Below are 23,924 nucleotides of genomic sequence, written 5' to 3' on the forward strand. Positions count from 1 at the left end.
CTCCGGCCCGCCGCCGCGCCGTGGTCCATCCGCGTGGCAGCGCGGCGGAGCGCGGATCCTTCACTTCGACGAGCGAACCTTCATGCCCGACCTGTCCGCCTTCCCGATCACGCACAAGTGGCCGGCCCAGCATCCCGACCGTCTCCAGCTCTACTCGCTGCCGACGCCGAACGGCGTCAAGGTGTCGATCATGCTCGAGGAAACCGGCCTGCCGTACGAGCCGCACCTCGTGCGCTTCGACACGAACGACCAGTTGTCGCCCGAATTCCTGTCGCTGAACCCGAACAACAAGATCCCGGCGATCATCGATCCGAACGGCCCCGACGGCAAGCCGCTGCCGCTGTTCGAATCGGGCGCGATCCTGCTCTACCTCGCGGACAAGACCGGCCAGCTGATCCCGAAGGATCTCGCGGGCCGCTACGAGACGATCCAGTGGGTGATGTTCCAGATGGGCGGCATCGGGCCGATGTTCGGCCAGGTCGGGTTCTTCCACAAGTTCGCGGGCCGCGACTACGAGGACAAGCGCCCGCGCGACCGCTACGTCGACGAGTCGAAGCGCCTGCTCGCCGTGCTCGACGCCCATCTCGCGAACCGCCAGTGGGTGATGGGCGATACCTATACGATCGCCGACATCGCGATCTTCCCGTGGGTGCGGAATCTCGTTGGTTTCTATGAAGCGGGCGACCTGGTCGGCTTCGGCGAATTCCGGAACGTCAAGCGGGTGCTCGACGCGTTCGTCGCACGTCCGGCCGTCGCGCGCGGGCTCAACATCCCGGCACGCGGCTGAGCGGCCGCGCCGCAGCGCGGGCTCGCGCGGTGCGGCACGCGATCTGCTCAAGCCCGCCGCATTGCGCGGCGGGCATTTTTTTGCCTGCGCGGGGCGCACGCCTCATGCGTCCGGCGCCCCGCCTCCCAGCCCGGCCAGCAGCTTGCCCAGCAATTGCGACAACTGCGCCTGTTCCGTCTCCGACAGCGCGGCCAGCAGCGCACGCTGGTTGTCGATGTGCGCGACGACCGCATCATCGATCAGCGCGCGACCGGTGTCCGTCAGCGCAACGAGCGTGCCGCGCCCGTCGGCCGGGTTCGGCCGGCGCTCGACCCAGCCGGCCTTCTGCAGCCGGTCGATGCGCGCGGTCATCCCGCCCGACGACATCATCAACGCGTCGTACAGCGCGGTCGGCGTCAGCGCGAACGGCGCCCCGCCGCGCCGCAGCGTCGCGAGCACGTCGAATTCGCCCGGCTGCATGCCGTAGCGCGCAAACAGCGGATTGAGGCGGTCGCGCGCGATCACGAGCGCGGCTTCCTGCAGCCGCCCCATCACGACCATCGACGACGCGTCCAGATCCGGACGCTCGGCGCGCCATTGCGCGAGCGCATACGCGGCTCGATCCATTAACCCTCCTCGGTTCACCAGTTATCTTGACGTCGAGATAAATCAGCATTTATCTTGATGTCGAGATACTTTACCTGAAAAAACGCGCGGCGCCTCGTGGGCAGCCGCGCACCGATATCGAGGGCCTTGCGATGAATCGCTTTACTTCCCCCGGATGGCGGCTTGCCGCCATCGTGCTCGTCGGGCTGAACCTGAGGCCTGCGCTGGCCGCGGTCGGCCCGCTGCTCGACATGATCCAGCGCACGACCGGCATCGACGACGGCGCGGCCAGCCTGCTGACGACGATCCCGATCCTGCTGATGGGGCTCGGCGCCCTGAGCGCGCGGCGCCTGCAGCGCGTGACCGGCATCGCGGGCGGCGTGTGGCTCGGCGTCGCGCTGATCGGGCTGGCCTGCGTGTCGCGCATCGGCGCGCAGCACGCTTGGCTGCTACTCGCGAGCGCCTGCTGTGCGGGCGTCGGGATCGCGATGGTGCAGGCCCTGCTGCCCGGTTTCGTGAAGGCGCATTTCGCGACACGCATCGGCGGCGCGATGGGCGTTTATTCGACGTCGATCATGGGCGGTGCGGTGCTGGCGAGTGTCGTCGCGCCGCTCGCCGCGGCCCGCTGGGGTTGGCTTGCCGCACTCGCGGGCTGGGCGTTGCCGGCCGCGGTGGCCGCGGTGGCCTGGCCGCTGGCGAGCCGCGGCGGCAATGCGCTCGCCGCCGGGCCGGCGTCGGCAACGCATGCGCAGCCGTCGCGCTCGCCGCGCGCGTGGCGGCTCGCGCTGTTCTTCGGGGTCGCGACGGGCGCGTACACGCTCGTGCTCGCGTGGCTGCCGCCTTACTACATGCGGCTCGGCTGGTCGCCGACGGCGGCCGGCAGCCTGCTCGGCGGCGTGACGCTCGCTGAAGTCGTCGCGGGGCTGACGATCTCGGCGGCGATCGACCGCCTGCCCGATCGCCGGCCCGCGCTGCATGCGGCGATCGCGTCGCTGTTCGTCGGCTTGCTGGTGATGCTGGCCGCGCCCGAAGCGCTCGCACTGCCGGCCGCGCTGCTGATGGGCGCGGGAATCGGCGCGCTGTTTCCGCTGTCGCTGATCGTCACGGTCGACCATGCGGCGACGCCGGCCGATGCCGCGTCGCTGACGGGGTTCGTGCAGGGTGTCGGTTATTTGATCGCCGGCTTGTTTCCGTTCGCGGCCGGCATGGTGCGCCAGCATCTCGCGGATTTGACGCCTGCGTGGATCGCGATGGCCTGCCTGTGTGTCGTGTTGTTCGCACTGGCGGCCGGCTTTGCGCCGCGGCTGGCGCAGCAGGTGGCGCGCGCCTAGGCAATCGGCCTCGCGTCAGCTGCCCGCGCTCGCGTACAGCGTCGAATCCGCGAACCCTTTGGCGTCGAGCACACGCCCGATCAGGATCAGCGCGGTGCGCTCGATCTGCGTGCCCTGCACCTTGTCGACGATGTCGGCGAGCGTGCCGGTTACGCGTTCTTCATCCGGCCAGCTCGCGCGATAGATCACCGCGACCGGGCAATCGGCGCCGTAATGCGGCAGCACTTCGTCGACGATACGCGCGAGATGGCGCACGCCGAGATGGATCGCGAGCGTCGCGCGGTGCGCGGCGAGCGCGCCGAGCGCTTCGCCTTCCGGCATCGTCGTCTTGCCCGCGAAGCGCGTGAGGATCACCGTCTGCGCGACACCGGGCAGCGTCAGCTCGACGCCGAGCGTCGCCGCGCAGGCGGCCGTGGCCGTCACGCCCGGCACGATTTCGTACGGAATCCCGAGCGCCTTGAGACGGCGGATCTGCTCGCCGATCGCACCGTACAGCGACGGGTCGCCCGAATGCACGCGTGCGACGTCCTGCCCCTTCGCATGCGCGGCCGCGAGCAACGCGACGATCGCGTCGAGGTCGAGCTCGGCCGTATTGACGACTTGCTCCGCGCGATGACCGTCGAGCACGGCCGCCGGCACGAGCGAGCCCGCATACAGGATCACCGGGCAGGTGCGCACGAGGCGCTGGCCCTTCACCGTGATCAGCTCCGGGTCGCCGGGGCCCGCGCCGATGAAATACACCGTCATCGAAAATTCTCCGTCAATTCATTGGATGATCCGCCGTGCCGCGTCATGTGCGCGCGGCCGGATCGAGTGCGTCGAGCAGTGCCGCGACCGAGTCGAACGCGCGATCGGCATCGGGCAGCGGCGGCCGGCGCAGCATCACGACCGGCAGCCTGCGCTCGCGCGCGACATCGAGCTTGGCCTCGGTGGCCGCACCGCCGCTGTTCTTGCTGACGACGACGTCGATGCCCGTCAGCGCGAACAGCGCACGTTCGCCGTCGAGCGTGAACGGCCCGCGCGTGGCGATGATCTGCGCGTGCGCGTTGCCGGGATGCGCGTCGAGGCAGCGCACGAGCCAGAACTGGTGCGGCGGGATCGTGTCGAGGTGCGCGAGGGGTTCGCGGCCGAGCGTGAACAGCGGCCGCCTGAACGGCGCGAGCGCGGCTTCGATGCCGGCCCAGTCGTCGACCATCCGCCAGTCGTCGCCCGGTTGCGGCGTCCAGGGCGCGCGGCGCAGCGCCCATAGCGGCACACCCGTGTCGCGCGTCGCGGCAGCGGCGTTCGCGCTGATTTGTGCGGCATACGGATGCGTTGCGTCGATCACGAGGCCGATGCCGGCGTCGCGAAGATACGCGGCCAGCCCGGCGGCCCCGCCGAAGCCGCCGACGCGCACGTCGCAGCGCAGGTCGTCAGGCACCTTGCCGAGGCCGGCCAGGCTATAGACGTGATGCGGGCCGAGCGCGCGTGCGATCTTCAGCGCGTCGCCGGTGCCGCCGAGCAGCAGGATGCGCACGCTCATCGCGCCTCCCCGACGAAGCGGCCCTGCCGGTCGATCGCGAACATCTCGACGGCGACCGACGGCGGCACGATATCGCGTGCGACGCGCAGCGCATGCGCGCAGACGAGATCGCCGAGCGGCACGCCGTCGGCCCGTGCAAGCTTCAACGCTTCCTGGCTCGTGTTCGCGGCGCGCATCGCGGCCTGCAGCGCATCGCTCGCGCCGGCTTCGGCCGCCCATTGCGCGAGCAGCGGAAGGTCGATGCTCGAATGGCGACTGTGCAGGTCGAGGTGACCGGCCGCGAGCTTGCTGAGCTTGCCGAAGCCGCCGCACATCGACAGGCGCGCGACCGGTGCGCGACGCAGGTGCTTGAGCACCGCGCCCGCGAAATCGCCCATCTCGATCAGCGCCATGTCGGGCAGGTGATAGTGCGCGCGCATCGCGTCCTCGCTCGCGTTGCCCGTGCACGCGGCGATATGCGCGATGCCGTTTGCGCGCGCGACATCGATCCCCTGGTGGATCGACGCGATATAGGCCGAACACGAGAACGGCCGCACGATGCCGGTCGTGCCGAGGATCGACAGCCCGCCGACGATGCCCAGGCGCGGGTTCATCGTCTTCAGCGCGAGTGCCTCGCCGCCTTCGACGCCGATCGTCACGTCGAAGCCGCCCGCGTAGCCCTGCTCGGCTGCGAGCGCTTCCAGGTGCGTCGTCATCATCTGGCGCGGCACCGGGTTGATCGCCGGTTCGCCGACCGGCAGCGTCAGCCCCGCGCGCGTGACCGTGCCGACGCCGGGCCCCGCGTGAAAACGCACGCCGGGCGCCGCCGCGAGCGCGACGCGCGCGAACACCAGCGCGCCGTGCGTGACGTCCGGATCGTCGCCGGCATCCTTGATCGTGCCGGCTTCGGCGCCTTCGGCCGTGATCCGGCAGAACTCGAGCCGCATCATCACGCGTTGCCCTTTCGGCAGCACGATCTCGACCGCGTCGGCCGCCTGGCCCGCGAGCAGCAGCCGCGCGGCGGCGAGCGACGTCGCGGTCGCGCAGCTGCCGGTCGTATAGCCGAAACGCAGCGGCGCGGGCTGTTCGGGGGTTTCGTCGCGCATCACGCGTCCGTTGCGGCCGTTGCGTTCGCCGGGTTCGACGAGCCGGCCGTGCCGATCGCCTCGGCCCCATCGGCCGTGCCGGGCTTGCGCACGTCGTACAGCGTGACCGGCAACGGCTGGCGCCACGTATCGAAGCGGCCGAGCGGTTCCGCATGCGCGAGCGACACGCGCGTGAGCGTGCCGCCGTGCGCGTCGCGCCACGCGGCGAGCGCCATCTCGCCCTGCAGCGTGACCGCGTTCGCGACCAGCCGGCCGCCGGGTTTCAGCGCTGCCCAGCACGCGTCGAGCACGCCGGGCGCCGTCGCACCGCCGCCGATGAAGATCGCGTCGGGCGTAGCGAGCCGTGCAAGCGCGTCGGGCGCGCGGCCCGCGACGAGCTGCAGGCCCGGCACGCCAAGCGCGTCGCGGTTGTGTTCGATGAAGCGCTGCCGTTCCGCGTGCGCTTCGATCGCGATCGCCTGGCAGGACGGATGGGCGCGCATCCATTCGATGCCGATCGAGCCGCTGCCCGCGCCGACGTCCCACAGCAGCTCGCCGGGCGCGGGCGCGAGGCGGCCGAGCGTCATCGCGCGCAGGTCGCGCTTGGTGAGCTGGCCGTCGTGGCGGTATGCATCGTCGGGCAGGCCCGGCGTCAGCGCGCGGCGCGGCGCATCGGGGCCGGCCTGGCAGTCGAGCGCGACGAGATTGAGCGCGGCCGTTTCGGCGACGCGCCAGTCCTGCGCGAGGCCGTCGAGACGCCGTTCGAGCGGACCGCCCAGATGTTCGAACACGCTGATGCGCGTCGGCCCGAAACCGCGCGCGGCGAGTTCGGCCGCGACGGCGGCCGGCGTGCGGCCGTCGGCACTCAGCACGAAGAGGCGGCGGCCGGGCAGCAGGTGACGCGCGAGCGTCGCGAGCGGACGGCCGACCAGCGAGACCGCGCCGACGTCCTGCAATGCCCAGCCGAGGCGCGCGGCCGCGAGCGACAGCGACGACGGTGCGGGCAGCACACGCCAGTCATCGGAGGAAAGCTGGCGCGCGAGCGTCGCACCGACGCCGAACAGCATCGGGTCGCCGCTCGCGAGCACGCACACGGGCGAGCCGCGCCGCGCGAGCACGCCCGCGAGATCGAACGGCGACGGCCATGCTTCGCGTTCGGCACGCAGCCGTGCGGGCAGCATGTCGAGATGCCGCTTCGCGCCGACCACGAGCGTCGCGTCGAGCAGCGCGCGCCGCGCGCTGCGTCCAAGCCCCGCGTAACCGTCGTCGCCGATGCCCACTACCGTCAGCCACGCCGTCATGCACCCTTCCCCATCGTTCGATTCCCTGCAATTTGTTGCGATGCGCGGCCGTCGTGCTGCCGCGCGTTGATCCGTTGACGCCCGTCGCCACCGCCTGCCCGGACGCGCGATGCGGCAGCGATGTCAGCCGTGCGGCGCGCCGCCGAGGTAGTTCAGCAAGGTCAGATACATGCCGGCGATCGCTGCGACCAGCAACCAGCCGAGCAGCAGCCACACGAGCGGCCGCACGCCGCTTCGCCTGAACAGCCAGGTTCCGCCCGCCACGATCGGCACGACGAGGCCGACGAGCCCGACATTCTTCGGCCACTGCGCGGACGGCGCAAACGGAATCAGCACGAATGCGAGCAGCATCCACGCGGGGATGGCCAGCAAGGCCAGCGCAATCCCCATGCCGAACAGCTCCGTCCTGCCGAGTTTCATCATTGCGGATCCCGGCGAATCGCCGGCCGGATGTCGAGCCGCCAATCGTACCATCCACGCGGCCGCGCGCAGTCCGCCACAGCCGTGCTGCGAGACGGCTGCGGGGCAAACCGCCGATGCCGGATCGTCGCGAAAATCGGGTATCCTACGGCCGTTCGTTCGCCGGTGCCCTTCGGGGCCGAAGAGGGAACACAGGGCGCGCCACGCGCCGCTGTGGCTGCCCCCGCAACTGTAGACAGCGAGCCGATCTCCCCCTCATGCCACTGGTTTCACCGGGAAGGCCGGGAGCCGGCGCCGACCTGTCAGCCAGGAGACCTGCCGGCCAGAAAGTGCGTGCGTGCCAGTCGGCGTCGGGCGGGGTGTACCGATGCGTTGGCCGCGGCGCGACACTGTCCCGGTATCCCGTTGAGTTCCGCCCCCGATTCGATTCCTGCGTCGCCCGTCGTGCGCCCGTCGGCTTGCCCGGGGCTCGTGCGCGTGGTCGCGGCCGCCGATGGCGGGCTGTGCCGGATCAAGCTGCCGGGCGGCCGGCTCGATGCGCGCCAGGCGCGCGCGATTGCCGCCGCCGCACGTGCGTACGGCTCCGGCGCGATCGACGCGACCAATCGCGCGAATCTCCAGCTGCGCGGCATTCGCGACGGTGCCGCCGATGCGCTGACGCGCGCGTTGCTCGATGCCGGGCTCGGCCCGCGCGCAGAGTCAGCGGCCGAGTCAGCGGCAGGCTCGGCCAACGATACGGCCGCGCTCGCCGCGAGCGACGACGTCCGCAACATCATGCTCAGCCCGCTCGCCGGGCACAATCCCGCCGCGCTCGTCGACAGCCACGCACTCGCCATTCCGCTGCTCGACATGCTGGCCGGCGAGCCGCGCCGCGGCGAGCTGTCGCCGAAATTCTCGATCCAGCTCGACGGCGGCGAATCGGTGGCGGCACTCGATCATCCGCACGACATCTGGCTGGCCGCATGGCGCCGCGCCGACGGCGCGGTACGCATCGCGGCCGGGCTGGCCGGCTGCCCGCCGGTCACGGATGACGACCGGCCTGCGTTGGCCGATGTGTCGCCCGATCAGGCTGTCGCGCTGGTCCGCGCACTGCTGCGCGCGTTCCTCGATCTCGCGCCAGCCGATGTCACGCGGATGCGCGCGTTGCTGGCAACGTGCGGCGAACGCGCGTTACTCGAACGCGCGCGGCACTACCTGCCCTTCCCGCTCACGGCCGATCCCGCGCTCGCCGGCTGGCGGCGCACGAGCACCGATCGGGCGCTGCGTTTCGGCATGCGCCCGTCGCTCGATGCGGCGCGCGGCAGCGTCGGTGCGCAATGCGTGCTCGGGCGGCTCGACGCGACGCAGCTGGAGCGGCTCGCCGCACTGGCCGAAGCCGACGGCGACGGCACGCTGTCGATGACGCCGTGGCAAGGCGTGTTTCTGCACGGCGTGCCGAACGAACGCGCACCGGCCACGCTCGACGCACTCGCGTCGCTCGGCCTCGTGTGCCGGCCGTCGGACCCGCTTGCGACGCTCGTCGCCTGCACCGGCAGCGCAGGCTGTGCGAAAGCGCGCGCCGACACGAAACACGACGCGCTCGCACTCGCCGCGCGCATCGGCCATCCGGTCGACGTGCACCTGACCGGTTGCGAACGCCATTGCGCGCTGCCGCATCCCGCGACGCATACGCTCGTCGCGGTGGCGCCCGCGCATTACGATCTTTACCGGCGCGACGCGGCCGAGGGCCTCGGCGCCCCGCTCGCGCGCCATCTGACGATTGACCAGGCCGCGGCCCGTTTGACGGGCGCGCGGCACAGCCAGGACACCACCGATGCTTGACTACATTCGCGACGGGCAGGAAATCTACCGCCAGTCGTTCGCGACGATCCGCGCCGAGGCCGACCTGTCGCAGGTTCCGCCCGACCTCGAGAAACTCGCGGTGCGCGTGATCCATGCGTGCGGGATGGTCGACGTCGTCTACGACCTGCGCTTCTCGGCCGGCGCCGGCTCGGCGGGCCGCACGGCGCTCGCGGCCGGCGCGCCGATCCTGTGCGATGCGAGGATGGTCGCCGAAGGCATCACGCGCGCGCGGCTGCCGGCCGGCAACCGCGTGATCTGCACGCTCGGCGAGCCGGAGGTGCCCGATCTCGCGCGCCATCTCGGCAACACGCGCTCGGCCGCCGCACTCGAATTGTGGCGTCCGCATCTCGCGGGCAGCGTCGTCGTGATCGGCAATGCGCCGACCGCGCTGTTCCACCTGCTCGACATGCTCGACGCCGGCGCGCCGCGCCCCGCGCTGATCCTCGGTTTTCCGGTCGGCTTCATCGGCGCGGCCGAATCGAAGGCGATGCTCGATGCCGACAGCCGCGGCGTGCCGTACGTCGCGCTGCTCGGCCGGCGCGGCGGCAGCGCGATGGCCGCCGCCGCGGTCAACGCGCTCGCGACGGAGGTCGAATGACGGCCGCGCGCGGACGCCTGTTCGGGGTCGGCGTCGGCCCCGGCGATCCTGAACTGATGACGATCAAGGCGCTGCGCGTGCTGCAGGCGGCGCCCGTGGTCGCGTATTTCGTCGCGAAGGGCAAGAAAGGCAATGCGTACGGCATCGTCGAAGCGCACCTGCTCGACGGTCAAACGCAACTGCCGCTCGTCTATCCGGTGACGACCGAAGCGCTGCCGCCGCCGCTCTGCTACGAGACGGTGATCGCCGACTTCTACGACACGGCGGCCGAGATCGTCGCCGCACACCTCGACGCGGGACGCGACGTCGCGGTGATCTGCGAAGGCGACCCGTTCTTCTACGGTTCGTACATGTACCTGCACGACCGCCTCGCGCCGCGCTACGACACCGAGGTGATCCCGGGCGTGTGCGCGATGCTCGGCGGCACGGCCGTGCTCGGCCAGCCGCTCGTCTATCGCAACCAGAGCCTGTCGGTACTGTCCGGCGTGCTGCCCGAGCACGAGCTGCGCGAGCGGCTCGCGCGGGCCGACGCGGCCGTCGTGATGAAGCTCGGCCGCAATTTCGACAAGGTGCGGCGCGTGCTCGACGAACTCGGGCTCGCGAAACGCGCGCTGTACGTCGAGCGCGCGACGATGGCGAACCAGCGCATCGTGCCGCTCGACGCGGTCGACCCGATGGCGTCGCCGTATTTCTCGCTGCTCGTCGTGCCGGGGGAAAAATGGCAAGGATGACGACCCCGCCCGCGATCGTGATTCTCGGTGCGGGCGCGCTCGACACCGCGCGACGCATCCAGGCGCGCTACCCGGGCGCCCTCGTGCATGGCCTCGCATCGCGCGTAGCCGCCGACGTGCCGTTCGACGAACTCGGCGCACACCTGCGCGAACTCTATGCGCGTGGCCTGCCGATCGTCGCGCTGTGCGCGGCCGGCATCGTGATCCGCTGCCTCGCGCCCGCGCTTGCCGACAAGGGCGTCGAGCCGCCCGTGCTCGCGGTCGCGGAAGACGGCTCGGCCGTCGTGCCGCTGCTCGGCGGGCTGACGGGCGTCAACGTGATCGCGCGCGAAATCGCCGAATGCATCGGCGTCGCGCCGGCGATCACGACCAGCGGCGAATTGCGCTTCGGCGCATGCGTGCTCAATCCGCCCGACGGCTATGCGCTGGCCGATCTCGCGCAGGGCAAGCGCTTCGTGTCCGACCTGCTCGCGGGTGCCTCGACGCGCGTCGACGGCGCGGCGTCGTGGCTCGACGATGTCGCGCTGCCGCGCGACGATGCGGCCGCGCATGCGATCCGCGTGACGCCCGACGCCTGGCGCGGCACACGCGATGAGCTCGTGATCCATCCACGCAGCGTGGTGGTCGGTGTTGCCGAAGATGCCGTGCACGCCGAAGACACACTTGTCGCGCGCATCGAAGCCATGCTCGACGCACAAGGTCTCGCGCCGCTGGCACTCGCCGCCATCGTCGCGCCGGCATCGGCGATCGGCGACGCCGCGCTGGAGGAAGCCGCGCAAGCGCTCGGCGTGCCGCTGCGTTTCGTCGATGCCGACAGCGACGCGCCAGCCGATGCAGCCACGCTGCTCGGCCGCACTTTGCGGGTCGCGCACACGCTGCGCCCCGCATCGAACGGCCTCGCGTGCGCGGTGGCGTCGCATCCGGTCGATCCCGCCACGCTCGGCCGTGCGCGCGGCCGCCTGACCGTGCTCGGTCTCGGCCCGGGCGCCGCCGCGTGGCGCACGCCGGCCGCACGCGCCGCGCTCGCGGAAGCGACCGACATCCTCGGCTACACGACCTACGTGAACATGGCCGGCCCGTTCCGCGGCGACCAGCGCGTGCACGGCACCGACAATCGCGAGGAAATGCAGCGCGCACGCCATGCGTTCGAACTGGCGGCCGAAGGCCGGCGCGTCGCGGTCGTGTCATCCGGCGACCCCGGCGTGTTCGCGATGGCCGCGGCCGTGCTCGAGGCGCTCGACGAAGCACGCAACCCGCAGTGGGCCGCGGTCGACCTGCGCGTCGAGCCCGGCATCTCGGCGTCGCTCGCGACGGCCGCGCAAGCCGGTGCGCCGCTCGGCCACGACTTCTGCGCGATTTCGCTGTCGGACAACCTGAAGCCGTGGGACGTGATCGAGACGCGCCTGAGGCATGCGGCGCAAGCCGACCTGGTGATGGCGTTCTACAACCCGATCTCGCGTGCGCGGCCGTGGCAGCTCGACCGTGCGCTCGACATCGTGCGCGCGCACCGTGCGGCCGATACGGTAGTCGTGCTCGGCCGCGACATCGGCCGGCCGGGCGCGACGCTCGCGACGACGACGCTCGGCGCACTGCGCAGCGATCAGGTCGACATGCGCACGATGGTGATCGTCGGCTCGTCGACGACGCGGCGCTTCGCGATCGGCAATGCGCGCGAATGGGTCTATACGCCGCGCTGGTATCGCTGATTACGACTGGCGCGCAGGCGTACCGTCGCGCGCGCCGGCATGCAGGATGCCGGCCGTGCTGACGGTGCGCCAGAACCGGTACACGAGCACGCCGACGATGGCCTGCGCGACGACCACGAAGGCCACGCAACCGGCCCATCCCCACCGGTGCCAGCCGGGCACCGGCAGGATCGAGCCGAGACTGCCGCCGAAGTAATAGCAGCACAGGTAGATGCCGATCGCCGTCGAGCGCGCACTCGACGCCGCCTGCGAGATGAACGTGTTGGCCGACGCCTGTTCGACGAACACGGCGGTCGAGCTGAGCGCGAGGCCGGCCAGGATCACCGGCACGCTGTCCGACAGCGTCAGCAACGCCCCGCCGATCGCGAGCGCGGCTGCAGCGAGCCCCGGTGCGCGCGGGCCGCGATGCCGCGCGAGGCGCCCGGCCAGCGGCGTCACGATCACCGCGACCAGGAACACCGCATAGATCGCGCCGATCTCGACCGTGCCGAAACCGAACGGTGCCCGCGCGAGCCGCAGGCCGACGAACGTGAACGTCGCGACCTGCGACGCGAGCACGCATGCGCCGATCGCGAACGACGCGAGCAGCGGGCCGCGCGTGACGATGCGCCACGACGGCCCCGCATCCGTATCGCGGCCGGACACCCGCGGCGCGACCGCACCGGACGCCGGCAGGCTCGCGTAAATCGCGACGCCCGTGACGAGACACAGCGCCGCGACGACATCGAGCGCATGCCGCCAGCCCCACATCGACGTCAGCAGGTTCGTCACGAAGCGGCCGGCGAAACCGCCGAGCGTCGTGCCGGCGACGAACAGCGCGCTGATCTCGGCCGACGTGCCGTGATCGAAGCGTTCGCCGATATAGGCGATCGACAGCGCAAAGATGAACGGCATGACCAGCCCGGCCGCAAAGCGCGCGCCGAGGAACGACGCGAAGCCCGCCGCATGCGCGGACCAGACGACCGGCAACGCGACGGCCATCGCCGCCAGCGAGATCGCGACGCGCCGTTCGATGCGCGCGGCCAGCACGCCGACGAACGGCGCGATAATGGCGACGGCCATCGTGGTCGCGCTCACGCCCTGCCCCGCGCGCTCCGCGCTGACGCCGAAGGCCGCAGCGAGTTCGTGCAGGATGCCCTGCGTCGAATAGAGATTGAGAAACGCGGCGAAGCCGCAGAGAAAGAACGCGATGCGCGTGGTCCTGTCGTTCATCGGAAATGCCTGGTCGTCGATGCCGACAGTCTGACGAGCGCGCCGCGCGTACGCCAATACCGATTTCACCGCTATTGATACCGGAACGACAACAATGCTCGACCTGCGCCGCCTTCGTTATTTCGTGGTCGTCGCCGACGAACTGCACTTCGGCCGCGCGGCATTGCGCCTGCGCGTCGCGCAGCCGCCGCTGACACGCCATATCGCCGCGCTGGAAAGCGAACTCGGCGTGCGGCTGTTCGAGCGCTCGACGCGCGCGGTGCGGCTCACGCCGGAAGGCGAGTTGTTCCTTGAACATGCGCGCCACGTCGTCAGCGCGGCCGCCGAAGCCGAGGCGAGCGCGCGCAAGATCGCGCAGGGCATCGCCGGGCGTCTCGTAATCGGCTACGCGAGTTCGATTCCGATGTCCGACACGTTCCCCGACGTGATCCGCGCCGCGAGCCGCACGATGCCCGACGTCGAACTCGCGTTCCGCGAAGCGGCGACCGCCAGCCAGCGCCAGCAGATCGCCGACGGCGCGATGGACGTCGGCTTCGGCTGGGCGTGGAGCGGCGCGCCCGGCGTGCCGGTCGCGTCGCTCGTCGTGTCGCGCGAACCGCTCGTCGCGGCCGTGCCGGCCGGCAATCCGCTCGCGAACCGTGCGAGCCTCGACGTCGCGGAACTGGCCAGCGAAACCTTCGTCACCTTTCCGCCCGGTTACGGTTCGGCGTTGACCGCCGCGCTCGACGACCTGTGCGCGCAGGCCGGATTCGCGCCGAGGATCGGCGCAACCGCCGCGCAGATCACGACGCTCGTGTCGCTGGTTGCCGCCGAACGCGGCATCGCGATCGTGCCGGGCTTCACGGCGACGCTGCAGCGCCCGGGCGTCGTCTACGTGCCGCTCGCCGGCACGCGCGCAGTCGAGCAGATCGTGTCGTGGAACGAGCCGTTTTCGTCGGCATGCGTCGAGCGTTTCGTTGCGCTGGCGCGCTCGCTGGCGCAGCCTGCTTCGACGTAAGCGGCACGTATCGCGCCGCGGCGCCGATCGGGAAAATCACCCGCGCGGTGCGTTGCGCAACGGTGTCGAATCGGCAAGATCGTTACGTATCGGGAATCAAATAACAAAAAGAACACCTAACCATTCACTATTCGGCGCGAATCCTCCAAGATGGGCACGCCGCCGGCCGGGCATGCCCGGTCGCCCGACCGGCGGCGATACGCAGGCCAGCGTATCCCTCTTCCACTTGGAGAACACAATGAACAACAATGTGTTGCCGCGTTTCATCCCGCGTGCAGTTGCCGCGGGTTGTCTGCTTGCCGTGGCGAGCGTGTCCCAGGGCGCCGGCGTCTATGCGCCCTTCGTCGACGTGACGCTCTATCCGACGCCGCTCGTCGACCAGATCGGCGTCCGGCAAGGTATCCAGCAATTCACGCTCGCGTTCGTGGTCGCGGGCAACGGCTGCGTGCCGTCGTGGGGCGGCGTGCAGCCGATCGGCAACGGTGCGAGCGGCGGCCTCCTGACCGCGCTGTCGACGTCGATCGCGAGCTATCGCGCGAAAGGCGGCGAAGTCGCCGTGTCGTTCGGCGGAGCGAACGGCACGCCGCTGATGCAGGCGTGCTCGACGGTCCCTGCGTTGAAGAGCGCGTACCAGACCGTGATCGACACGTACGGCCTTACGCATATCGATTTCGACATCGAAGGCGCATCGCAGCAGGACACGGCCGCGGTCGCGCGCAACTTCCAGGCGGTCGCGCAACTGCAGTCCGACTATGCGGCGAAGGGCAAGCCGCTGCACGTGACGCTGACGCTGCCGACGATGCCGACCGGGCTCACGCAGGACGGCCTGAACGTCGTCAACGCGGCAATCTCGAACCACGCCGCGTTCGATGCGGTAAACGTGATGGCGATGGATTACGGCCCCGCGAACATCGACATGGGCGCCGCCGCGATCGGCGCCGCGCAGGCGCTGTACGCGCAACTCGACACGGCGTTCAAGTCGGCCGGCCAGCCGAAGACCAATGCGCAGCTCTGGCAGATGGTCGGCGTCACGCCGATGATCGGCGTGAACGACGTGCAGGGCGAAACCTTCACGCTCGCGAACGCGCAAAGCGTGCTGAATGCGGCGATCGCCAACGGCTACGGTTTCTTCGGCAACTGGTCGGTCGGCCGCGATCAGGCGTGCCCGTCCGGCGGCACGTATGCGTCGCCGACCTGCTCGGGCGTCGCGCAGCAGCCGTACGCGTTCGCGACGATCTTCAAGCAGCTCGACGGCAAATGGGGCGCGGGCGTGACGCAGGATCCGAACTACGGCGGCGGCTCGGACGGCGGCACGCCGCAGCCGGGCGCACCGTGGGCCGCCGGCCAGGTCTACACGGCCGGCGCGACGGTCACCTACCAGGGTACGACGTACCAGGCGCAATGGTGGACGCAGGGCGACGTGCCCGGCCAGGCGGCCGTATGGAAGCCGGTCGGCGGCGGCACGGCCACGTGGTCGGCGACGACCGCGTATTCAGGCGGCACCTGCGTGATGTACCAGGGCGCGAAGTATTGCGCGAAATGGTGGACACAGGGCGACAACCCGAGTGCGGGCGGTGTGTGGGTGAAGTCGTGATGTTGCGTATCGGCCGTCGTTAGGCTCGCGGATCCGGGGCCGTTCGCGGCGATCGCTGCCCGATCGCCGGCGGACGGCCTGCTGGCTGGCCCGTTTGCAGGGCCGTTTGCCGGCGCGCCCTGCCCGCCGTCAGCCGCGCGCGTGCTCGGCCAGCAGCTTGGCCTTCGCGTCGACGAGCAGCGCCGCGTGCGTGTCGCGATGCTGCCGGATCCGCTCGGTCGGCCCGACGACCGACAGCCCGTACCAGTCGCCGTCGAGCGTCAGCGCGACCGCGATCGCCGAAAGCTCGGGGGCGCTCTCGCCGAAATTCTCGGCCCAGCCGAGCTCACGAAACCGCGCGGTTTGCGCGACGAGCGCCGGCAGGTCGGCTACCGTCGCATCGGTGAAGCGTTCGAACGGCAGCTGCGCGCCGAGCGTTTGCTGCGCGTCGCCCGCGAGCTCCGCGAAGATCGCCTTGCCGATCGAGTTCGCGTGCAGCGGACGCAGCTCGCCCGGCTGGCGCGTATAGCGGATCGCCTGCTCCGACTCGACGACGTCGAGGTACGTGACCGACACGCCCTGGATCTTGCCGAGCACGGCCGTCTCGCGGCTCGCGTCGCGCAGCGCGACGAGGTGCGGATGCGCGATGTCGACGACGGGATCGGTCGCGTCGATCGCGGCGGCGATCGTCTGCAAGCGCCGCGTCGGGTAGTAGCCGCCGCGTTTGCGCACTTCGTACAGATAGCCGCGGCTCACGAGCGTGCGCGCCATGGCGAGGCAGCTCGACGGCGGCACATCGAGCAGGCGCGCGAGTTCGGTGAGTGGCAGCGGCCGCCGTTCGGCGGCGAACAGCTCGAACAGGTCGAGCGTGCGGGCAACGAGTTTGACGTCCATGGCGAGCGCTTGAATCGAAACGGGAAACCGCGCGCCGGGCCGGCCGCCGGGTCGATACGGTCAGTACGACTTCGGCAGCCCGAGCACCTTCTCCGCGATGTAGCACAGGATCAGTTGCGGACTCACGGGCGCGAGCCTCGGAATCATACACTCGCGCAGGTAGCGCTCGACATGGTATTCCTTCGCGTAACCCATCCCGCCGAGCGTCGCGACGGCCGTCTGGCACGCCTGGAATGCGGCTTCCGCGCCGAGGTATTTCGCCGCGTTCGCCTCCGCGCCGCACGACTGCCCCGCGTCATAGCGCGTCGCGGACTTCATCACCATCAGCCACGCAGCCTCGAGTTGCATCCACGCCTGGGCGAGCGGATGCTGGATCGACTGGTTCTGCCCGATCGGCCGGCCGAACACGACGCGCTCGCACGCATACTGCGTCGCCCGGCGCAGCGCGGCCTGCCCGAGCCCGATCGCCTCCGCCGCGATCAGGATCCGCTCGGGGTTCAGGCCATGCAGCAGATAGCGGAAGCCGTCGCCTTCGTTGCCGATCAGGTCGTCGCGCGGCACGCGCAGGTTGTCGATGAACAGCATGTTCGAATCGACGGCCTTGCGGCCCATCTTCTCGATTTCGCGCACCTCGACGTGCGAGCGGTCGAGGTCGGTGTAGAACAGGCTCAGCCCGTCGGTCGGCTTCGCGACCTGGTCGAGCGGCGTCGTGCGCGCGATGATCAGCATCTTGTTCGCGACCTGCGCGGTCGAGATCCAGATCTTGCGCCCGCTCAGCACATAGTGATCGCCGTCGCGACGCGCCTGCGTGGTCAGGTGCGTGGTGTCGAGGCCCGCGTCGGGTTCCGTCACCGCGAAGCACGCCTTGTCGCGCCCGGCGATCAGCGGCGGCAGGAAGCGCGCCTTTTGCGCTTCATTGCCGAACACCTGCACGGGATTCAGCCCGAAGATGTTCATGTGCACGGCCGACGCACCGGACAGGCCGGCGCCCGATGCGCTGATCGTGCGCATCATCAGCGCGGCCTCGGTCATCCCGAGACCGGCGCCGCCATGGGCCGGGTCCATCGCGATGCCGAGCCAGCCGGCTTCGGCGAGCGCCGCGTGGAAGTCGGCCGGAAAGCCGCCCGCGCGATCGCGTTCGAGCCAGTAGTCGTCGCCGAAGCGTTCGCAGATTTTCTCGATCGCGCTTTCGATCGCGCGCTGGTCGTCGGTCAGGTCGAACTGCATGGATTGCACTCCCGGAAAAAGCCGAGCGGCCGCGCCGCTCTCAAGAAAGCGCCAGGCGGCGCCAGGGTTGCCGCGCCGCGTAACGTCCCCTCGCAGGCTTGCCCCCTCGGGGCGCGGCCACGAAGCGGCACGTCTGGCGCGCTCACAACGGAAACACGCCAACGATCACCGCGGCGAACACCATCAGCACGGTGGCGGCGAACAGGAACGGAATCGTGAATTTCTGGTGCTCGGCAAGCTCGACGCCGGTCAGGCCGACGATCAGGAACGTCGCGGGCGTCAGCGGGCTCACCGGAAAGCCCGTCGTCATCTGGCCGAGCAGCGCGGCCTGCGCCATCTGGATCGGCGGCACGCCGAGCAGCTTGCCGCTCTCCGCGAGCACCGGCAGCACGCCGAAGTAGAACGAATCGGGATCGAACAGCAGGCTGAGCGGCATCGACAGCAGCCCGAGCACGAACGGCATGTGGCGCGCATGCTCGACCGGCACGTGCGCGACGACGACTTCCGCCATCGCCTTCAGCATCCCGGTGCCGGACATGATGCCGGTGAACGCACCGGCCGCGAGCAGCACGCTCGCCATCATCAGCGCGGCCTTCGCATGCGCGTCGATCCGCTCGCGCTGCGCCTGCACGTCCGGGTAGTTGATCACGAGCGCGGCGACCGTGCCGAGCATGAACATCACCATCGGGTCGACGATGCCCGACACCAGCGTGACGAGCACGACGAGGGTCAGCGCGACGTTGATCCCGAAGCGGCCCGGCCGGCGCAACGCGCGTTCGGCGTCGGTCAGCTCGCGCGGCGCGATCGCCAGCGACGCCGCGCCGGCACGGTCGAGCCCGAGCCGCTTCGCCTCGCGCACGCCGAGCACGTACGCCGTGCCGAACACGAACACGAGCCCGACGATCTGTACCGGAATCATTGGCGTGAAGATCGCCGAGCCGGGAATGTGCAGCGCCGCCGATGCGCGCAGCATCGGCCCGACCCACGGCAGGAAGTTGACGCCGGCCGCCATCGACGCGACGCACGCGAGAATCCGCCGATCCATCCCGAGCCGCGTGTAGAGCGGCATCATCGCCGGCAGCGTGACGAGAAACGTGACCGCGCCCGAGCCGTCGAGGTGGATCAGCAGCGCGAGCAGCGCCGAGCCCATCACGATGCGCGGCGGATGGCAGCCGATTACGCGCAGTACGCCTGCGATGATCGGGTCGAGCATTCCCGCATCAGTGAGGATTCCGAAAAATAGAATCGCAAAAACAAACATGCCTGCGATCGGGCCGATGTTCTGTACGCCGTGCACGATGAACTTGCCGGTCTGCAGCCCGAAACCGGCCGCGAGCGCCGCGGCCACCGGCACGACGATCAGCGCGACGAGCGGCGACAGCCGCTTCGTGATGATCAGGCCGAACAGCGCGACGATGGCGATCGCGCCGATCCATGCGAGCATGATGTGTCTCCTCTTCAGCCGGCGTGCGTCTTCCGTGTGCAAGCCGGCGTGATGTCCGAATGATGGTGTGCCGGCCCGCGCAGCGCGGCGCGGCCGGCGGCCGCGAGCCGGTCAGGCCCGGCGATCGTCGTTGTGGTAATCGTCGTCCGCAAACACCTGCGCCGCGTGTTCGTTCAGCGCCGGCGGCGGCCGACGGTACGTCGCCGGCGTGCGGCCGAGCTTGATCGGCGACGCGATGCCGCGATGCCGGCCCAGCTCAACCTTCATCTCCCGATGCGCGACGTGCGGATGATCGAGAGCCGCATCGAGCCCGAGCACCGGCGCACACGGCACGCCACGGCGCATCAGCTGCTCGGCGAGCGCCGCACCGTCGTGTGCGGCCAGTGCGGATTCGAGCAGCGCACGCAGTGCGGCACGGTTCGCGCTGCGTGCGCGGTTGTCGGCGAAACGCGGATCGTCGAGCCAGCCGCGCGTGCCGAGCACGTCGCAGAGCGCCGCGAACTGCCCGTTGTTGCCGACCGCCAGGAAGATGTCGACGCCCGCCGTCGGAAAGCTGTCGTACGGCGTGATGTTCGGATGCGCGTTGCCGGTGCGCACGGGCGCGTTGCCCGAATGGAAGTAGTTCGGCGTATGCGGATGCAGGATCGACAGCGCGCAGTCGAACAGCGTCGACTCGACGAACTGGCCGAGGCCGCTCGCATCGCGCTCGCGCAGCGCCATCAGTACGCCGAGCGCCGCGTTCAGCCCCGTGACGAGATCGACGATCGGCACGCCGACGCGCAGCGGTGCGCCGCCCGCTTCGCCGTTGACGCTCATCAGCCCCGCGAGCGCCTGCACGGCCGCGTCGTAGCCGGGCAGGCCGCCGAGCGGGCCGTCCGCGCCGAACCCCGACACGCGGCAATAGACGAGGCGCGGAAACCGCGCATGCAGCGCGTCGAAGCCGAGCCCCCAGCGCTCCATCGTGCCGATCTTGAAGTTCTCGACGACGGCGTCCGCGTGCTCGAGCAGGCCGAGCAGCCGCTCGCGGTCGGCCGGTTGCGTCAGGTCGAGCGCGACGCCGAGCTTGTTGCGGTTCACGCCGAGGAAATACGACGCGGTGTCGCCGTCGAACGGCGGCCCCCAGGTACGCGTTTCGTCGCCGGACGGCGGTTCGACCTTGATCACCTCCGCGCCGTGGTCGGCGAGGATCTGCGTCGCGTACGGGCCGCCCAGCACCCGCGACAGATCGATGATGCGCAATCCCGCCAGTGCGCCCTGCTGCTCGTGTTCGGCCATGCGTCCCGCTCCTGGTTCCGGTTGATCGGACTGCCGGCTCCGGCGGCCCGGCGCCTGCGGCGTGCCCCTCCGGATTCGACGAATAATTCGTGTATGTGAATTTATATTCACACTCAGGAATTATGTTGTCAAGCCCGGATGCACCCGTGCTGCCGGGCGGATAACGTCGCCGAGCGCAAGTGGGGACGACACCGAACGCGGGCCGGTTGCGGTAGCGCCCCGCCCTTCGCTAAGCTGGCGGGCTAGGTTCATCCAGACAAAAGCAAGGCGGAATATTCATGAAACGGTTGTGGCTGGCGGCCTTCGTGCTCGCGTCGACGCTGGGCGTCGCACACGCGCAAACCCAGACTTTCCATTTCGGCGAAGGACAGACGCAAATGCCCGCCGCGGCGCCGCACGCCGGTGCATCCGCTGCCCGGCCCGCGCCTGCGCGCCGGCACGCGACGGCGCCCTCGCCGCATCATCGGCGCGCCGTTCACAAGCGCCGTTCGCGCCGCGCGAAGCCCGTGCGCAGCGGGATCTACACGCACGCGTGACGTCGCGTCCGGCGCGCTGCGCCGTGCACGGAACTGTCACGAACGGCCGGTAAGATCGGTGCGGCTGCCTGCACGCCGTCGCGGCCCGCTGCCGGACAGCTCGCCGCCAACGCGCACTTTCTCCACGATTCAGCACCTGTTTTGCCGAACATGAGCACCGGGCCGGATACCCTCGCCGTCACCAAGGAACGCGCCACGATCGTGTGCCGCCAGCGCAGCAGCGTGCTGCTGGTCGCCCGTACGGCATCGCGCTGGTCGCTGCCGGGCGGCACGATCCGGCGCGGCGAGACGCCGCTCGAAGCCGCGCAGCGGGAGCTGGCCGAGGAAACGCGGCTGGTGGGGCTCGCGCTCGACTATGCGGTGCAGTTCGGCGGGCTGACCAAGCTCCATCACGTGTTCGTGGCCGAGGTGCCGGCGCACCTGACGCCGCGCGCGAGCAACGAGATCGCCCGCTGCAAGTGGTTCACCGTCGACCGGCTCGACACGCTCCGTGCGAGCGTGCCGACGCGCAAGATCATCGAGCTGCTGCGTCTCGACTGTTTTTCGGCGATTGTCAACGGCCCGCTTCGTTGACGGCGGCGCTGCCCGCGCCGGTCACGCGCGCAGGAACGGGCCGGCCTTGCGTTCGAGCAGCGCGACGAGTTCCGGCTGCATGAACGCGTAGCGGTCGGGAATGTCGAGGCAGACGATCTTCTTGCCCGCCAGATGCGCGCCGAACAGCGTCGACAGCCTTGCCTTGTGCGCGCGCTCCATCACGAACACGATGTCGGCCCAGTCGAGCTGCTCGGTGGACAGCCGCGCATCCGCGTCGGGCGCGAGGCCCGCGGAGTCGGTCTCGATGCCGGGCCACGCGGCAAATACCGCTTCGGCCGTCGGGCTGCGCAGCCGGTTGCGGCTGCAGATGAACAGTGCCCGTGTCATGTCGTTTCGCGGCCGGCCGACGACGGCCCGCTCACCCTCGCGGAATCGTGCCGGGTCGCACGTACGCGAGCATGTGCGGCACGTAGTCGGCCTTGCCGAGTTCGACGCCATGGTGGCGCAGGATCGCGTAAGCGGTGATCGCGTGGAAATTGAACTGCGGCAGCGCCCAGTCGCGCGTGTATTGTTCGCCCGTCATGTCGAACGCGATCCCGTTCGGCAGTTCGAGGGCGATCGGCAGCGCCGTGCCGCCGTCGAGCGCATCCGGCGCGAGTTCGCCGAGAAAGGCCAGCGTGCCCGCGATGATCGCCTGCGCGTCGGCGAGCGTGCCGGGCTGCGCGTCCGCATTCCATCCCGCCTCACGCAAGGCCAGCAGCGCAGCCGGCAACGGTTCGCCGCGCAGCCGGTAGACGGGCTCCATCGCCTGGAAGCACGAGAAGCGCACCTGTGCCGCGAGCGGATACATGTCGGGCGCGAGCTTCAGCGTCATCGCCGCGTCGGGCGCGTCGCCCGCGGCCTGCCGGTGCGCGACAGCCTTGTCGAGCCACGCGGTCTGTGCGCGCAGCATGTGGGTGAAGGTCGGGATGAGAAGTTGAGTCGGTGTCACGCGTGCACTCCTGGGTTGGATTGTCGTTTGCGCCACGATAGCAGCGTCGACGCAAACACGCACCCCGGCCCGGGCGACGAGCGCGATTCGATGCGGATCCGGCGATCCGGCGCTCCGGCGTTGTAGCGCGTGCGGGTCTCCCCACACGCGGGACGATCACGACGCGCGGCCGTCGCGCCACGGCCTCAAGGCTTGCCGTGCCGCGCCAGAAACCGGTCGAGCTGCGAAGCGAACGTCTTGCCGTCACGTGCGCTGAACGGCGCCGGGCCGCCGGTGTCGATGCCCGCGCTGCGCAACTGGTCCATCATCGCGCGCGTCGACAGGCGTTCCTCGATGTTCTCGCGGCTGAACCAGTTGCCGCGCGGGTCGAGCGCATGCGCGCCCTTGTCGAGGACGGCGGCAGCCAGCGGGATGTCGGCCGTGATCACGAGATCGCCGGCCTCGACCAGCTCGACGATGCGCGCATCGGCCACGTCGAAGCCGGCCGGCACCTGCACGGCCTTGATGAACGGCGACGGCGGCGTGCGCAGGAACTGGTTCGCGACCAGCGTCACGCAGATTTCGGCACGACGCGCGGCGCGAAACAGCATGTCCTTGATGACGGCGGGACACGCGTCGGCATCGACCAGTACTTGCATGGCGGGTTTTTCCAGTGGGCAGAAGCAGAAGCGGCGATCATATCGCACCGCCGGCCGGCCATCAGCCCGCGAGATCCGTGCGAAGCGCGTCGGCCGTCATCCATTGCGCGCCCCATGCGGCGGCGAGCCGCGCGCCCTGCCCGATCCGCACGGCCGCATCGTCGAAGTCGACGAACACGACGTGATCGGCCGCCGCGGGCTTGGCCGGCATCTCGCGCGTACGCCCGTCGGACAGCACCCAAAGCCAGCGCTCTTTGCCGGGCTCGCGCCGCGCATCGCGCGCGAGCAACTGCGCGGCGGCCGCGATGCCGTCCGCGAGCGGCGTGCCGCCGCCGCCGTCGACCGGTTCGAGCCAGCGCGCATTCCACCAGCGCGGCACGGCCGGGCCGAACCGCCGTGCGGCGCCTTGACCGCCGAAGCAGATCAGCGCGGTTTCGACACGCGCGCGTGCAGCCTGATCGAAATACGCGACGATCAGCCCCTTCGCGAGCGCGAGCCGGTCGTGCGACAGCATCGACGCCGAACAGTCAAGCACGAAGCAATGCAGCGCATGCGGCGTGCCCGCGCGTTGCCGGAAGCGCACATGCTCTTGACGCAGCGGGCCACCGCGCTTCGCGGCGAGCGTCGCCGGCCACGCAACGGCCGTGCCCGCGCGTGCCGTGCCCGGGACGCGCGCGGCCGCGCCTGACTGCCATCGAGGACCGCGAACGGCGTTC

Annotated in this window: 25 protein-coding genes and 1 riboswitch; of the genes, 10 read left to right on the forward strand and 15 right to left on the reverse strand. The window is 70.3% G+C overall.

Annotated elements, in window-relative coordinates; all coding sequences use genetic code 11:
• The first annotated feature begins 82 nt into the window (after window positions 1-82).
• Complete coding sequence (locus HWX87_RS16005) at window positions 83-787, forward strand: glutathione S-transferase N-terminal domain-containing protein (protein ID WP_176048022.1); 705 nt, start codon at window positions 83-85, stop codon at window positions 785-787.
• A 102-nt stretch (window positions 788-889) separates the two neighbouring features.
• On the opposite strand, the gene HWX87_RS16010 is transcribed toward HWX87_RS16005, so the two are convergent.
• Window positions 890-1,393 carry a MarR family transcriptional regulator gene (locus HWX87_RS16010; RefSeq protein ID WP_176048023.1) on the reverse strand — a complete coding sequence of 168 codons (504 nt, stop codon included), beginning with the start codon at window positions 1,391-1,393 and terminating at the stop codon, window positions 890-892.
• 131 nt (window positions 1,394-1,524) lie between these two features.
• On the opposite strand from HWX87_RS16010, the gene HWX87_RS16015 reads away from it, so the two are divergent.
• Window positions 1,525-2,703 carry an MFS transporter gene (locus HWX87_RS16015; RefSeq protein WP_176048024.1) on the forward strand — a complete coding sequence of 393 codons (1,179 nt, stop codon included), beginning with the start codon at window positions 1,525-1,527 and terminating at the stop codon, window positions 2,701-2,703.
• Between the two features lie 15 nt (window positions 2,704-2,718).
• Here the strand turns inward: HWX87_RS16015 and cobM are convergent, their stop codons facing one another.
• The 5 genes from cobM to HWX87_RS16040 all read right to left on the reverse strand — a co-directional run bounded on the left by cobM (window position 2,719) and on the right by HWX87_RS16040 (window position 7,010).
• The gene (cobM, locus tag HWX87_RS16020) at window positions 2,719-3,450 is read right to left on the reverse strand and encodes a precorrin-4 C(11)-methyltransferase (RefSeq protein ID WP_176048025.1); all 732 of its coding nucleotides are present in this window, start codon (window positions 3,448-3,450) and stop codon (window positions 2,719-2,721) included.
• A 43-nt stretch (window positions 3,451-3,493) separates the two neighbouring features.
• Window positions 3,494-4,225: a cobalt-precorrin-6A reductase gene (locus HWX87_RS16025; protein WP_176048026.1), complete on the reverse strand. Its 732-nt coding sequence runs from the start codon at window positions 4,223-4,225 to the stop codon at window positions 3,494-3,496.
• A complete protein-coding gene (locus tag HWX87_RS16030) occupies window positions 4,222-5,310 on the reverse strand; it encodes a cobalt-precorrin-5B (C(1))-methyltransferase (protein WP_176048027.1) in 1,089 nt (362 codons plus the stop codon). Before HWX87_RS16030 ends, HWX87_RS16025 begins: the two co-directional genes overlap by 4 nt.
• Window positions 5,310-6,590, reverse strand: coding sequence for a precorrin-6y C5,15-methyltransferase (decarboxylating) subunit CbiE (gene cbiE, locus HWX87_RS16035; RefSeq protein WP_176048028.1), 1,281 nt, complete (start codon window positions 6,588-6,590; stop codon window positions 5,310-5,312). Before cbiE ends, HWX87_RS16030 begins: the two co-directional genes overlap by 1 nt.
• A 123-nt stretch (window positions 6,591-6,713) precedes the next feature.
• Window positions 6,714-7,010: a hypothetical protein gene (locus tag HWX87_RS16040; RefSeq protein ID WP_176048029.1), complete on the reverse strand. Its 297-nt coding sequence runs from the start codon at window positions 7,008-7,010 to the stop codon at window positions 6,714-6,716.
• A 146-nt stretch (window positions 7,011-7,156) separates the two neighbouring features.
• Window positions 7,157-7,348, forward strand: a riboswitch (cobalamin riboswitch).
• A gap of 106 nt (window positions 7,349-7,454) precedes the next feature.
• Here HWX87_RS16040 and cobG point away from each other — a divergent pair.
• From cobG to cobJ, 4 genes are read left to right on the forward strand one after another with little or no spacing between them, the layout of a single operon-like run.
• Entirely contained in the window at window positions 7,455-8,831 is a 1,377-nt protein-coding gene (gene cobG, locus HWX87_RS16045; RefSeq protein ID WP_279612965.1) for a precorrin-3B synthase, read from the forward strand.
• Window positions 8,824-9,450: a precorrin-8X methylmutase gene (locus HWX87_RS16050; protein WP_176048031.1), complete on the forward strand. Its 627-nt coding sequence runs from the start codon at window positions 8,824-8,826 to the stop codon at window positions 9,448-9,450. The genes cobG and HWX87_RS16050 overlap by 8 nt, the downstream gene beginning before the upstream one ends.
• Window positions 9,447-10,181, forward strand: a complete 735-nt coding sequence (locus HWX87_RS16055) for a precorrin-2 C(20)-methyltransferase (protein ID WP_176048032.1) — start codon at window positions 9,447-9,449, stop codon at window positions 10,179-10,181. Before HWX87_RS16050 ends, HWX87_RS16055 begins: the two co-directional genes overlap by 4 nt.
• Window positions 10,178-11,887, forward strand: coding sequence for a precorrin-3B C(17)-methyltransferase (gene cobJ, locus HWX87_RS16060; RefSeq protein WP_176048033.1), 1,710 nt, complete (start codon window positions 10,178-10,180; stop codon window positions 11,885-11,887). Before HWX87_RS16055 ends, cobJ begins: the two co-directional genes overlap by 4 nt.
• Here cobJ and HWX87_RS16065 read toward each other — a convergent pair whose 3' ends face one another.
• Entirely contained in the window at window positions 11,888-13,099 is a 1,212-nt protein-coding gene (locus HWX87_RS16065) for an MFS transporter (protein WP_176048034.1), read from the reverse strand. It abuts the gene before it with no gap.
• Between the two features lie 94 nt (window positions 13,100-13,193).
• On the opposite strand from HWX87_RS16065, the gene HWX87_RS16070 reads away from it, so the two are divergent.
• Both HWX87_RS16070 and HWX87_RS16075 read left to right on the forward strand, forming a co-directional pair.
• Window positions 13,194-14,096, forward strand: coding sequence for a LysR substrate-binding domain-containing protein (locus HWX87_RS16070; protein ID WP_176048035.1), 903 nt, complete (start codon window positions 13,194-13,196; stop codon window positions 14,094-14,096).
• Between the two features lie 238 nt (window positions 14,097-14,334).
• Window positions 14,335-15,690 carry a chitinase gene (locus HWX87_RS16075; RefSeq protein ID WP_176048036.1) on the forward strand — a complete coding sequence of 452 codons (1,356 nt, stop codon included), beginning with the start codon at window positions 14,335-14,337 and terminating at the stop codon, window positions 15,688-15,690.
• A gap of 129 nt (window positions 15,691-15,819) precedes the next feature.
• Here the strand turns inward: HWX87_RS16075 and HWX87_RS16080 are convergent, their stop codons facing one another.
• The 4 genes from HWX87_RS16080 to HWX87_RS16095 form a co-directional block, all read right to left on the reverse strand.
• The gene (locus HWX87_RS16080; RefSeq protein ID WP_176048037.1) at window positions 15,820-16,563 is read right to left on the reverse strand and encodes an IclR family transcriptional regulator; all 744 of its coding nucleotides are present in this window, start codon (window positions 16,561-16,563) and stop codon (window positions 15,820-15,822) included.
• Between the two features lie 60 nt (window positions 16,564-16,623).
• Complete coding sequence (locus HWX87_RS16085) at window positions 16,624-17,790, reverse strand: acyl-CoA dehydrogenase family protein (RefSeq protein WP_176048038.1); 1,167 nt, start codon at window positions 17,788-17,790, stop codon at window positions 16,624-16,626.
• A 142-nt stretch (window positions 17,791-17,932) separates the two neighbouring features.
• Entirely contained in the window at window positions 17,933-19,234 is a 1,302-nt protein-coding gene (locus HWX87_RS16090) for a citrate:proton symporter (protein WP_176048039.1), read from the reverse strand.
• Between the two features lie 111 nt (window positions 19,235-19,345).
• Window positions 19,346-20,509, reverse strand: coding sequence for a CoA transferase (locus HWX87_RS16095; protein WP_176048040.1), 1,164 nt, complete (start codon window positions 20,507-20,509; stop codon window positions 19,346-19,348).
• 278 nt (window positions 20,510-20,787) lie between these two features.
• Between HWX87_RS16095 and HWX87_RS16100 the strand changes: the two genes are divergently transcribed.
• On the forward strand, window positions 20,788-21,045 hold the full coding sequence (locus HWX87_RS16100) for a hypothetical protein (protein ID WP_176048041.1): 258 nt from the start codon (window positions 20,788-20,790) through the stop codon (window positions 21,043-21,045).
• Window positions 21,046-21,195: 150 nt separating this feature from the next.
• Window positions 21,196-21,618, forward strand: a complete 423-nt coding sequence (locus HWX87_RS16105; RefSeq protein ID WP_176048042.1) for an NUDIX hydrolase — start codon at window positions 21,196-21,198, stop codon at window positions 21,616-21,618.
• A 21-nt stretch (window positions 21,619-21,639) separates the two neighbouring features.
• On the opposite strand, the gene HWX87_RS16110 is transcribed toward HWX87_RS16105, so the two are convergent.
• The 4 genes from HWX87_RS16110 to HWX87_RS16125 form a co-directional block, all read right to left on the reverse strand.
• Complete coding sequence (locus HWX87_RS16110; RefSeq protein ID WP_176048043.1) at window positions 21,640-21,966, reverse strand: low molecular weight protein tyrosine phosphatase family protein; 327 nt, start codon at window positions 21,964-21,966, stop codon at window positions 21,640-21,642.
• Between the two features lie 31 nt (window positions 21,967-21,997).
• The gene (locus tag HWX87_RS16115) at window positions 21,998-22,570 is read right to left on the reverse strand and encodes a DUF1993 domain-containing protein (RefSeq protein WP_176048044.1); all 573 of its coding nucleotides are present in this window, start codon (window positions 22,568-22,570) and stop codon (window positions 21,998-22,000) included.
• A 185-nt stretch (window positions 22,571-22,755) separates the two neighbouring features.
• A complete protein-coding gene (locus HWX87_RS16120; RefSeq protein ID WP_122945342.1) occupies window positions 22,756-23,208 on the reverse strand; it encodes a YaiI/YqxD family protein in 453 nt (150 codons plus the stop codon).
• Between the two features lie 61 nt (window positions 23,209-23,269).
• A complete protein-coding gene (locus HWX87_RS16125; protein ID WP_176048232.1) occupies window positions 23,270-23,806 on the reverse strand; it encodes a VWA domain-containing protein in 537 nt (178 codons plus the stop codon).
• Window positions 23,807-23,924: the final 118 nt, after the last annotated feature.

It is taken from the genome of Burkholderia sp. BCC1644, from assembly GCF_902833225.1.
Classification (GTDB): Bacteria; Pseudomonadota; Gammaproteobacteria; order Burkholderiales; family Burkholderiaceae; genus Burkholderia.

Coding starts and splice junctions, on each gene's coding strand:
- HWX87_RS16105 (WP_176048042.1), top strand. CDS start 21,196: ATGAGCACCGGGCCGGATACCCTCGCCGTCACCAAGGAACGCGCCACG.
- HWX87_RS16100 (WP_176048041.1), top strand. CDS start 20,788: ATGAAACGGTTGTGGCTGGCGGCCTTCGTGCTCGCGTCGACGCTGGGC.
- HWX87_RS16075 (WP_176048036.1), top strand. CDS start 14,335: ATGAACAACAATGTGTTGCCGCGTTTCATCCCGCGTGCAGTTGCCGCG.
- HWX87_RS16040 (WP_176048029.1), bottom strand. CDS start 7,010: ATGAAACTCGGCAGGACGGAGCTGTTCGGCATGGGGATTGCGCTGGCC.
- HWX87_RS16070 (WP_176048035.1), top strand. CDS start 13,194: ATGCTCGACCTGCGCCGCCTTCGTTATTTCGTGGTCGTCGCCGACGAA.
- HWX87_RS16090 (WP_176048039.1), bottom strand. CDS start 19,234: ATGCTCGCATGGATCGGCGCGATCGCCATCGTCGCGCTGTTCGGCCTG.
- HWX87_RS16110 (WP_176048043.1), bottom strand. CDS start 21,966: ATGACACGGGCACTGTTCATCTGCAGCCGCAACCGGCTGCGCAGCCCG.
- HWX87_RS16025 (WP_176048026.1), bottom strand. CDS start 4,225: ATGAGCGTGCGCATCCTGCTGCTCGGCGGCACCGGCGACGCGCTGAAG.
- HWX87_RS16055 (WP_176048032.1), top strand. CDS start 9,447: ATGACGGCCGCGCGCGGACGCCTGTTCGGGGTCGGCGTCGGCCCCGGC.
- HWX87_RS16065 (WP_176048034.1), bottom strand. CDS start 13,099: ATGAACGACAGGACCACGCGCATCGCGTTCTTTCTCTGCGGCTTCGCC.
- HWX87_RS16085 (WP_176048038.1), bottom strand. CDS start 17,790: ATGCAGTTCGACCTGACCGACGACCAGCGCGCGATCGAAAGCGCGATC.
- HWX87_RS16030 (WP_176048027.1), bottom strand. CDS start 5,310: ATGCGCGACGAAACCCCCGAACAGCCCGCGCCGCTGCGTTTCGGCTAT.
- HWX87_RS16050 (WP_176048031.1), top strand. CDS start 8,824: ATGCTTGACTACATTCGCGACGGGCAGGAAATCTACCGCCAGTCGTTC.
- HWX87_RS16080 (WP_176048037.1), bottom strand. CDS start 16,563: ATGGACGTCAAACTCGTTGCCCGCACGCTCGACCTGTTCGAGCTGTTC.
- cobM (WP_176048025.1), bottom strand. CDS start 3,450: ATGACGGTGTATTTCATCGGCGCGGGCCCCGGCGACCCGGAGCTGATC.
- HWX87_RS16095 (WP_176048040.1), bottom strand. CDS start 20,509: ATGGCCGAACACGAGCAGCAGGGCGCACTGGCGGGATTGCGCATCATC.
- cbiE (WP_176048028.1), bottom strand. CDS start 6,590: ATGACGGCGTGGCTGACGGTAGTGGGCATCGGCGACGACGGTTACGCG.
- HWX87_RS16015 (WP_176048024.1), top strand. CDS start 1,525: ATGAATCGCTTTACTTCCCCCGGATGGCGGCTTGCCGCCATCGTGCTC.
- HWX87_RS16120 (WP_122945342.1), bottom strand. CDS start 23,208: ATGCAAGTACTGGTCGATGCCGACGCGTGTCCCGCCGTCATCAAGGAC.
- cobJ (WP_176048033.1), top strand. CDS start 10,178: ATGACGACCCCGCCCGCGATCGTGATTCTCGGTGCGGGCGCGCTCGAC.
- HWX87_RS16005 (WP_176048022.1), top strand. CDS start 83: ATGCCCGACCTGTCCGCCTTCCCGATCACGCACAAGTGGCCGGCCCAG.
- HWX87_RS16010 (WP_176048023.1), bottom strand. CDS start 1,393: ATGGATCGAGCCGCGTATGCGCTCGCGCAATGGCGCGCCGAGCGTCCG.